Source organism: Soehngenia sp., assembly GCF_055108775.1.
In genome coordinates, this window is the sequence record NZ_JBSQIL010000055.1 from 1 (window position 1) to 11201 (window position 11201).

Below are 11201 nucleotides of genomic sequence, written 5' to 3' on the forward strand. Positions count from 1 at the left end.
CAGAAAAACCAAGAACAATAGAAATATTAGATATCGAGAATAATAGTATTTTATTAAAAAAAGAAACTGTAGACATACCTATAATAGGTAAAGTCACTGCTGGAGAGCCAATACTAGCAGTTGAAAATATTGAGGATACCTTTCCTTTACCTGTAGAAGCCGTATCTGGACATGATGTATTTTTTTTAAAAGTCAAAGGTGAAAGTATGATCGATGCTGGTATAATGGATGGTGATTTAGTATTAGTAAGCTCACAATCATATGCAGAAAATGGTGATATAGTTGTAGCACTCCTTGGAGAAGAAGCAACAGTTAAACGGTTTTTTAAAGAAAAGGATCGAGTAAGATTACAACCTGAAAATCAATTTATGGAGCCAATATATACTAAAGAAGTAAAAATATTAGGTAAAGTAAAAGCTCTTTATAGAACATATTAATAAAGTTCAAGTAAGATGATCATCTTACTTGAACTTTATTAATATCAATTAAATTTTTTTTATATAGATTATCTACAGTTTTAATCACTGCTAATTTACACTGTGCATAATTGGTACCACCTTGATAATAAACATAATATGGTTCTCTTAAAGGTGCATCTGCACTTATTTCAATAGATGATCCTTCAATAAAACCAGCTGATGCCATTATAACTTTGTTTTCGTACCCAGGCATATCCCATGCTTCAGGAGTAACATATGAATCAACTGCCCCCGACTCCTGTATTCCCTTGCAAAATTCTATAACTTTTTTTGGATCATCAAATTTAATTGCCTGCACTATATCATTACGTTCATCGTTTATCGATGGTGTAGTTTCAAAACCTAGCTTGTGATAAACCTCGCCCATCAGAATTGCTCCTTTTAAAGCTTCAGCCACTACATAAGGTGCATAAAAAAGTCCTTGTAAAGTATTTCTATTTGTACCAAAGGTTAACCCGCAGTCTTTTCCAAGCCCTGGTGCAGTCAATCTATTGGCTATGGTGTCAATATATCTCTTATCTCCTACAATATATCCTCCAGAGACAGCAATCCCTCCTCCAGGGTTTTTTATTAAGGAACCAGCAACTATATCAGCTCCTATTTCTATGGGTTCTTTAGTTTGTGTAAATTCCCCATAACAATTATCAATAAACAATAATATTTCTGGATTAGTTTTTTTAATTTCACTAATTGCATATTTCATTTCTGTTATTGATATAGCATTTCTATCACTATAACCTGTTGATCTTTGTATTGCTACTATTTTTGTATTATGATTAATTTGTTTTAATGTATTTTCTATATCTATATGTCCATTTACCAAATCAACCTGATTATATCCAATTTTGAATTCTCTCAAATTACCTGGCTCATTTCCCTTTATTCCAATTACTTTTTGCATAGTATCATATGGTGATCCTGTTATATATAAAAGTTCATCGCCTGGCCTAAGTATACCACTAAAAACCAAGCTTATTGCATGAGTTCCAGATGCTATTGATGGTCTAACTAGTGCACTTTCAGCTTTAAAAATGTCTGCATATATTCTCTCTACCTTTTCTCTACCAACATCACCATAACCATAACCAGTATTCCATCCAAAGTCTCCACTCCCTAATTTACAGTTCTGCATAGCATGAAGAACTTTAAATTGGTTGTAAGTCTTAATTTCTTCAATTACATCAAACTTAGGTAATAAATTTTTTTCTATTTCATTGATAATATTTATTACTATTTTATCAACCTTAAAAAATTTTTCTAATTGATTTTGTAATTCATTCAGCATATTTTCACCCTTAAGCAATTTTATATTTTTATAATTAAAGAAGGAATAATAGTAGATATTGCGTGTTTATAAATTAACATTTCCTTATCCTCAGTCTTGAGTATTATTACAAAATTATCAAAATTTACTATTTTACCGCTCATTTTATATCCGTTGATCAAAAATATTTCCACCTGACAGTCGTTAATTTTAATTTCATGTAAAAACTTATCTTGAATATTAACTTGTTGGTTCAAATAAACCACCCTTTCTAAATTTTAATTTTTATTTCTTCAATTAATGTTTCATACAATTCATTTGTGTCATAAAATTCATCAATCATTATCCATTTATAGCGTTCATCTCTTCTAAACCATGTTAATTGCCTTTTAGCATAATTTCTGCTTCTTTTTTTAATAAGTTCAATAGCATCTTTAAGTGTAAGTTTATCTTCCAGATAATCTATTATTTCTTTGTATCCTATTCCTTGCATTGAATTCAAATCTTTATCATATCCCATCCCCAATAGACTAATCACTTCATTTACTAGACCTAAATCAATCATTTTATCAACTCTAGAGTTAATTTTATCGTATAATTTAGTTCTATCCATATTTAAACAGTACATAAGCAAATTATATCGCTTCGTTTGCTTCCTGAAATCTTTATTTTGCATGCTCATAGGTTTTTGTGTGATGTCATAAACTTCTAAAGCTCTAATAATTCTTTTAGTGTCATTTATATTAAGTCTTTTTGCTGTTTCGTAATCTTTTTCAATTAATATATCATATAAAGCTTGTTTGCCTTGATTTAAAAGTATGGACTTATAATGTTCTCTTATATCATTATTGGAGGGAACGCTTGTAAAATCTAAATCGTACACAATGGAATTTATATATAATCCTGTTCCTCCAACTAGTAGTGGAATTTTCCCTTCTGAATTTATTTCTTCTATAATCTTTGTTACATTATATTTATAGTCTGAGACAGTAAAATCTTCATCTGGTTTAACAATATCTATCATATGATGTTTAATTTCATTCATATGTTTTTTTTCTACTTTTGCAGTACCGATGTCCATATATTTATATATCTGCCTACTGTCAGCTGATATAATCTCCCCATTAATTGCTTTTGCAATCTTTAAAGATAAATCAGTTTTCCCTATACCTGTTGGGCCAGCTAAAACAATCAAATTCCTTTTCATAAAAGCCCCTCTCAACTATATTATTCTTAGAAATTTTTTTTCTAAATCTTTTTTGTAAAATTTGATTACAGTCGGTCTTCCATGTGGACAAGTATATGGATTATCACATTTTCCTAATTCTCGAATTAAAGAATCTACCTCTATTTTTTTTTAGATTGTCTCCTGCTTTAACAGCTGATGTACAAGCAATTTTCATTATTTTTTCAATATTAGTTGAGTATACATCTGGTTCTTTCTCTTCGATAATATCTAAAATATCTAGAAATAATCCCTCACCATTTGGATTTCCGAAAACAAGAGGTATCCCTCTAAGAATTACGCTTTTTTCATCAAAAACCTCAACACTAAAACCTATATTATTAAATTGGTCTATATTAGTCACTGCCTTTAAATACTCAGAAGGAGACAATTCAATAATTTGAGGTACAAGCAAATTTTGTATTGTTATCGACTCATTCTTGTACTGATTTAGCAATTTTTCATACATAATTCTCTCATGAGAAGCGTGCTGATCAATTATATAAATAGTTTCGGATAATGAGTCCTCAAAAAAAATATAAGTGTTAAATGCAATACCAATATATTTTAAGTTGTTAAATTCACTTAATATTTTGTTGTCATTTTCGTAATATTTTTCATCAGTTGACGCTTTAAATGAATCATTTTTATTTAAAAATGTTGAATCGTATTCTTTGTTATTAGTTGGATTTATTAAATTTTGTTTAAAGTCCTTTGTAGTATAGTCTATAAAATCAAATAAGCTATTTTCATTAACTTGAAAATCATTTTCTCTTTTTTCTGTATTATTATTTTTGTTTATTTCCCAAATATATGGATATTTACTATTGTCAGGTTTTTTGTCAACAACATTATTTGGATTTGGTATATTTATAATCTTGTTAATATTAATTCTTAAATGATTTGATATTAAGGAATAAACCTTATTTTCTTCAACAAATTTGATTTCCTGCTTAGTAGGATGAATATTAACATCAATTAATGATGGATCGATATCAATATACAATATGAATATTGGATGCTTATTTATAGGTAATATGGATGTATATTGTTCTTCAATAACTTTGGTTAACTTGTAATCATATACATATCTATTATTTACATATAAATATTGATAACTCTTATTACTGCGATATATGTTATTATTGGAAAAATATCCTCTAAATTTAAAATCTTCTTCTTCAAACTTTAAAAAGTTCATTCCTTTAGAAATTTCCTTTCCAAGTAACTGATATATTATGTTGATTTCATCAGATGTACCATTAGTATTTAGAACTAATTTCCCATCTTTAATTAATTTAAAAGATATTTGGGGATTTCCTAAAGCTAACTTTGTAACAATGTCTACAATATAACGTTCTTCAGTAGCATTGCTTTTTAGAAATTTTTTACGCACAGGCAAATTTTCAAATACATTTTTAACGATCATAGTAGTTCCATCAGTTGTAGCTACATTCTCAATGTTTTTTAAATTTCCATTTTTAAATATTGCCTTATTCCCAACATCATTATTAGCAGTTTTTGAAATAACTTCAACCTCTGCGACTGCTATTATACTAGATAAAGCTTCTCCTCGAAAACCCATTGAAACAATTTTATATAAGTCATCTATAGTTCTTAATTTAGAAGTAGCATGTCTTTTAAATGCTAATTCTAAATCGTCTTTATCCATCCCTTCTCCATCATCGGTGACTCTAATAAATGAGGTGCCTCCATCTCTTATTTCTATAGTTATGCGTCTTGCATTAGCATCTATTGAGTTTTCAATTAATTCTTTAACTATTGAGGCAGGTCTTTCTATTACTTCTCCTGCAGCAATTTTCATAATAGTATTATCATCTAACAAATTAATTCTAGCCATATTATTACTCCTTTAATTTTGAAGCTTCAACTATTAGCTCATTTAATATGTTTAAGGCCTTTATTGGTGTTAAAGAATTTATGTCAATATTTGATATTTTTTCAATAAAATAATCCTTTTTAAAATCTATCAAGCTGAGTTGTGCCTCGCGAGATTTATCAAGATTTGCATTATTCTTTGTAAATTCACTACTACCTATTAATTCTAAGATCTCATTAGCTCTGTTGATTATCGATTGATGTAAACCAGATAACTTAGCTACTTGAATTCCGAAACTTTTATTTGCTTTACCTTCAACTATTTTCCTTAAAAAAATAATATCTTCTCCACTTTCTTTTACTGTGATGTGATAATTTTTGACTCCTTCTATAGTCTTTTCTATTTCTGTAAGTTCGTGATAATGTGTAGCAAATAAAGTTTTTGCTTTGATGTTTGATGCTATATACTCTACAACTGCCCAAGCAATGCTTAGTCCATCGTAAGTGCTTGTCCCTCTCCCTACTTCATCAAGTACGATCAAGCTTTTCGAAGTTGCATTTTTAACAATGTTAGAAACCTCGTTCATCTCAACCATAAAAGTACTCTCACCTTGAGTCAAATTATCAGATGCTCCGATTCTTGTGAATATCCTGTCTACAATTGATATATTAGCTTTCTTAGCTGGTACAAATGACCCAATTTGAGACATTAAAGTAATTATTGCTACTTGTCGCATAAATGTTGATTTTCCTGCCATATTAGGGCCGGTTATTATATATATCATGTTTTCTTTATTGTCTAAATATAAATCATTAGGTATGAATTCTTGATTTGTTATAAGTTTTTCAACTACAGGATGCCTTCCTTCATAAATTTCTATTATACCATTGTTGTTAAATTTTGGCCTTACATAGTTATTTTCAACAGCTACATAGGCAAAATTAGACAATACATCTAAATATGAAATTGTTTTACTGCATTTTTGAACTCTTTTAATTTGAGATTTTATATCTTCTCTTATCTTTTGAAATAGCTCATATTCTAGTTGAATAGCTTTTTCATCTGCTCCTAGAATTTTCTCTTCGATTTCTTTTAGCTCTTCAGTAAAATATCTTTCAGAATTTGAAAGGGTCTGTTTTCTAATGTAATAATCAGGAATTAAATTAACGTTCGTTTTTGTCACTTCAATATAATATCCAACAACACGATTATATCCAACTTTCAAATTTTTAATTCCAGTTATATCCTTTTGCTTAGCTTCAAATTCAGCGAGCAATTTTTTAGAATTTCTAGATATCTCTCTTAACTCATCTAGATCTTTGCTAAAGTTTTCTTTGATAATTCCTCCATCTTTAACGGATATAGGCGCATCCTCAGATATAGAATTTTGAATAACAATAAATATATCTCTTAAATCGTCCAGCTCTAAACCAATATTGTTCAAGATTTTGGACGACGAATTAGTCAATAAATTCTTAATTTCAGGTAATACTTCGATAGATATTTTTAGTGATAATAAATCTCTTGCATTACAAACCCCATTGACAATTTTAGTCGAAAGTCTTTCTAAATCGTATACATTTTTCAACAAACTTCTGATTTCATCAAGTATAATTAGATTCTTAGTAAAATATTCAACTATATTTAATCGTTCTTCTATTTCTCTCTGGTTGATTAGAGGTTGTTCAAGCCATTTTTTTAATAGTCTACCTCCAATTGACGTAACTGTTTTATCTAAAATATTAATCAATGCACCCTTTTTACTTTTTCCTCTTATAGTTTCATTTATTTCTAAATTAGTTCTCGTACTCAAGTCTATGACCATATATTGCTCAGGTTCATAATACTGAAAATAATCTATGTGTTCAATCTTGTTAAATTGAGTTTCCTTAAGGTATTCCAGCAATTTTCCTAAGCTTATATAGCAATATATTTTTTCGTCTAAATTATTATTAGAAATATTTTCATGACTAAAAAATTCATTAACAACCAATTTATAGGTATCTAATGAAGTACTTTTTTCTTCATAAATGTTTATATAAGGATTTAATTTATTTTTAATAAAGTTCATTTCTCTCTTATAATTCGTAAAACTTGAATTTATTATCAATTCAGATGGCATTATTTTACCCAATTCATCAACTAAAAAAGAGAGTTTATCACTTTCTGAAGTAATAAACTGCGTTGTATAAATTTCTCCTGTTGAATTATCTACATAGGACAATCCTACCCCATAATCATCAAAATAAATGCTGGCTAAAAAGTTGTTACTCTTTTCATCCAATGCCAATGAATCAACTATGGTTCCTGGAGTTACAACTTTAACAATTTCTCTTTTTACTATACCTTTAGCCAAAGCAGGATCCTCAACCTGATCGCAAACAGCTACCTTATACCCTTTCTCCACAAGCCTATAAATATATTGTTCAGCTACATGATGAGGGACCCCACACATGGGAGCTTTTTCCTCTAATCCACTTTCTCTCTGAGTTAATGTTAGCTCTAATTCTTTAGATGCTATAAGAGCATCCTCGAAGAACATCTCATAAAAGTCTCCTAGTCTAAAAAAAAGGATTGAATCTTTATATTTTTCTTTTATTGACATATACTGTTTCATCATAGGAGTCATTTCAGTCATTGATTTACCTCCGAAATTTTAAACTATTTCGCCTTCCAATGTAAATGTCTTAACATTATTTATCTTAATGTTGACAATTTCACCAATTAAATTTTTGTTTCCTAAAAAATGAACCAATTTATTTGATTCAGTCCTACCTGATAAAATATTGTCATCTGTTTTACTAGTTTCCTCAACTAAAACTTTTTGTATACTATTAAGCAATTTTCTATTTGACTCAAGACCTATTGGATATAATGTATCCAATAGTCTTTGAAACCTATCATGTTTTACTTCATCTGGTACTTGATCGCTCATTTTAGCAGCATTAGTACCTTCTCTTATTGAATATAAAAATGTAAAAGCTGAATCAAATTTTGCTTTTTCTACGAGATCCAATGTTTCCAAAAAGTCTTGTTCCGTCTCCCCTGGAAAACCAACTATTATATCTGTAGTTATTGTTATTTCTGGAATTAATTCTCTTATTTTATATATCTTTTCAAGATATTGTTCTTTAGTGTATTGCCTATTCATTAATTTTAATATCCTATTACTTCCAGATTGAACCGGTAAATGTAAATGATTACATAATTTTTCAAGATTTTTATATGCATCTATCAAATCATCTGAAAAATCTTTTGGATGTGATGTCATAAATCTTATTCTTTCAATTCCATCAATATCGTTTAATAAAGATAGTAGTTGTGAGAAACTTATTTTATTATCCAATGTTTTACCATATGAATTTACATTTTGTCCTAATAACGTTACTTCTTTACATCCTGTCTTTGCTAAATTTTCTACTTCTCTAACAATAGATTCAGGTTCTCTACTCCTTTCTCTACCTCTAGTATATGGAACAATACAATAACTACAAAAATTATTACATCCATACATTATATCAACAAATGCTTTATAAGAATATTTTCTATTAGAATCAATGTTTTCAGAAATCTCTCTTGTATCTTCTATTACATCTACAATTTTCTCATTGGTCCTTAAATGCCTATCAATTAATTGCGGTAATTTATGGATGTTGTTAGTACCAAAAACAATATCTATATGTTTATGTTTACTTAAGAAATATTCCCTTATATCATCTTTTTGCATTAAACAACCACATACAGCAATTATTAAATCAGGATTTCTTCTCTTTAATTCTTGAAGTTCTCCTAGTTGACCAAATACTCTATCTTCAGCTGTTTTCCTTACAGCACAAGTATTAAATATAATTAAATCTGCTTCATGTCTATTCTCAGTTTGATAATAACCTATTTTTTCCAATACCCAAATTATTTTTTCTGTATCATGTTCATTCATTTGACAACCAAATGTGCTTATGTGAAACTTCATCATCTGTAAAATCTCTCCTCATTTTGTTATAATTCTTATCATATTATATCATAAACAATTAAAATATATATAAAAATGCAATAAAAACAATCAAGTAGAAAATCTACTTGATTGTTTTTAAATTATATTTTCTGATATCTATTTTTTCTCTACTGCCAATTCTTCAATGTTTCTCTTTAATGAGCCTACTAAAAATGCGGTTACAAAAGTACCTGCAACAATAGAAATAATATAACCAATAAGATTCTCAACTGCAAAGAATACAAAAATACCACCATGAGGTACAGCTAAAGTAGCATTAAACGCCATACTCAAAGCCCCTGTAACAGCACTACCTACCATCAATGAAGGTATTACTCTAATAGGATCTGCTGCTGCAAAAGGTATTGCTCCTTCTGTTATAAAACTAGCTCCAAGTACCCAACAAGCTTTTCCAGCTTCAATTTCAGCTTTAGTAAATTTATGCTTAAACAAAACAGTTGCTAATGCTATTCCCAATGGTGGTGTCATTCCAGCCGCCATAACTGCAGCCATAACCTCAGAACCAGTACCAACTGCCGCTGTTAATGTCGCCGTACCGAAAGCATATGCTGCTTTATTTATTGGCCCACCCATATCAATTGCCATCATTAAACCTAATACAGCTCCTAATATTATTGCGTTAGTTCCAGACATTCCCATTAAAAAGTTATTCATTCCGTTATTTATAGCTGCAACCGGAGTTCCTATAACATAAAACAATAATAGTCCAGTAGCAAGTGAACCTAAAACAGGTATAATCAAAACTGGCATAATTCCTTGTAAATTTTTAGGTAATTGAATATATTTTTTAATTGCTAATACAATATACCCAGCTAAAAAACCTGCAGCTAAACCACCTAAAAAACCTGCATTAATTTGAGTAGCAACCATACCTCCAATCATTCCTGGAGCTAATCCTGGTCTATCTGCTATAGAATAAGCAATATATCCTGCCAATACTGGTATCATCAGTCCAAAAGCACCAGCTCCTCCGCCGATTCCCATTAAATAGTATGCTAAGCTACCTTCATTTGAAGCAGAATCATAACCGAACAGGAAACTAATGGCTATAGCAATTCCACCAGCTACTACGAAAGGAATCATATAAGAAACGCCATTCATTAAATGTTTATAGACTCCTGTTGGCTCTTTTTTAATTGTTTCAGTCTTTTTATCATTATCTGCATTATTACTACTAGATTTATAGATATTTGCATTCATAGCTCTATCAATCAAATCATCTGCATTTTTTATTGCTTCAGAAACAGAAACATTTAATAATTTTTTGCCTTCGAACCTTTCCATTGGAACTGCAGTATCACAAGCAAGTATTATTGCATCTGCTTCTTTAATTTCGTCATCAGTTAATTCATTTTCAACACCTACTGAACCTCTTGTTTCAACTTTTATCTCATATCCTTTTTTCTTTGCTGCTTGTTCCAAAGCCTCAGCTGCCATATAAGTATGAGCAATACCTGTTGGACAAGCTGTTACTGCCAAAATTTTCATGTAATCACCTCTTTTATTATAATTTTCTTATAATTATACTTTCTATCATTTTTTTTACTTCAAATTTATCCAAATCATCAATTGATTCTTTAGATACTGCTAATGTTCCACATGCTGTACCGAATTTTAAAGCCTCGATCTTATTCATGTCATGCTCTATCAGTCCATGGATAAATCCTGCAACTAAACTATCCCCCGCACCAACAGTGCTTCGTAGTTCTACTTTTATAGGCTCTGCCTTCAATATAATGTCTTTTGCTACAAGTATACTACCATCACCTCCCATGGAAACTAGAATGTTTTCTACATCATATATGTCAATTATATTTAAGCACGTATTAATAATATCTTCATCGCTTTTAAGTTTTATATTAAGCGCTTCTTCTAATTCATGAATATTTGGTTTTATCAAAAAAGGCTTATTTTTTAAAACATTAATTAATTGTTCACCTTCAGTATCAATTATAAATTTTGCGTTTATGTTAGAACTTTCAATGATTTTTGAATAAATATCATTTGGCATCCACTTTGGCACACTACCACTTAGTACAATATAATTTGATTTAATTATATTTTTAACTATAAAGCTTATAATTTCTGGTATTTTATCTTCCTGAATTTCAAATCCCATTTCATTTATATCAGTAGTTGTGTTATTAGCTAAATCAACTATCTTAGTATTGGTTCTAGTCAACCCATTAACTTCATAATATTCAACTTTCAAATTTGCTTTCAATATCAATGATTTTACAAATTCTAAGTTATCATGTCCTAAAATCGCTATTGCATTAGTAGTGTGATCGAACTTTGAAAGTATTTTTGATACATTTATACCCTTTCCACCAATATTTTCTCTATTTCTTAATACCCTATTTACTTTTCCTATTTTCAAT

Annotated in this window: 9 protein-coding genes; 1 reads left to right on the forward strand and 8 read right to left on the reverse strand. The window is 29.4% G+C overall.

Features of this window, described 5'->3' with window-relative positions:
- Positions 1-437 (forward strand): transcriptional repressor LexA (lexA, locus tag ACTB1H_RS07355; RefSeq protein ID WP_463262194.1); only part of this gene is annotated, 437 nt, incomplete at its 5' end.
- A gap of 19 nt (positions 438-456) precedes the next feature.
- Here lexA and ACTB1H_RS07360 read toward each other — a convergent pair.
- The 8 genes from ACTB1H_RS07360 to ACTB1H_RS07395 all read right to left on the reverse strand — a co-directional run.
- On the reverse strand, positions 457-1764 hold the full coding sequence (locus ACTB1H_RS07360) for a methionine gamma-lyase family protein (RefSeq protein ID WP_463262195.1): 1308 nt from the start codon (positions 1762-1764) through the stop codon (positions 457-459).
- A gap of 20 nt (positions 1765-1784) precedes the next feature.
- Positions 1785-2000 carry an RNA chaperone Hfq gene (gene hfq, locus ACTB1H_RS07365; RefSeq protein ID WP_463262196.1) on the reverse strand — a complete coding sequence of 72 codons (216 nt, stop codon included), beginning with the start codon at positions 1998-2000 and terminating at the stop codon, positions 1785-1787.
- A 14-nt stretch (positions 2001-2014) separates the two neighbouring features.
- A complete protein-coding gene (gene miaA / locus ACTB1H_RS07370; protein ID WP_463262197.1) occupies positions 2015-2950 on the reverse strand; it encodes a tRNA (adenosine(37)-N6)-dimethylallyltransferase MiaA in 936 nt (311 codons plus the stop codon).
- A gap of 103 nt (positions 2951-3053) precedes the next feature.
- A complete protein-coding gene (gene mutL, locus ACTB1H_RS07375; protein ID WP_463262198.1) occupies positions 3054-4829 on the reverse strand; it encodes a DNA mismatch repair endonuclease MutL in 1776 nt (591 codons plus the stop codon).
- A gap of 4 nt (positions 4830-4833) precedes the next feature.
- Positions 4834-7446, reverse strand: coding sequence for a DNA mismatch repair protein MutS (gene mutS, locus ACTB1H_RS07380; RefSeq protein ID WP_463262199.1), 2613 nt, complete (start codon positions 7444-7446; stop codon positions 4834-4836).
- An 18-nt stretch (positions 7447-7464) separates the two neighbouring features.
- Positions 7465-8781, reverse strand: coding sequence for a tRNA (N6-isopentenyl adenosine(37)-C2)-methylthiotransferase MiaB (miaB, locus tag ACTB1H_RS07385; protein ID WP_463262200.1), 1317 nt, complete (start codon positions 8779-8781; stop codon positions 7465-7467).
- Between the two features lie 135 nt (positions 8782-8916).
- Positions 8917-10308 carry a PTS fructose transporter subunit IIC gene (locus tag ACTB1H_RS07390; RefSeq protein ID WP_463262201.1) on the reverse strand — a complete coding sequence of 464 codons (1392 nt, stop codon included), beginning with the start codon at positions 10306-10308 and terminating at the stop codon, positions 8917-8919.
- A gap of 16 nt (positions 10309-10324) precedes the next feature.
- Positions 10325-11201: 1-phosphofructokinase family hexose kinase (locus ACTB1H_RS07395; RefSeq protein ID WP_463262202.1), on the reverse strand; the 877-nt coding region annotated here is incomplete at its 5' end.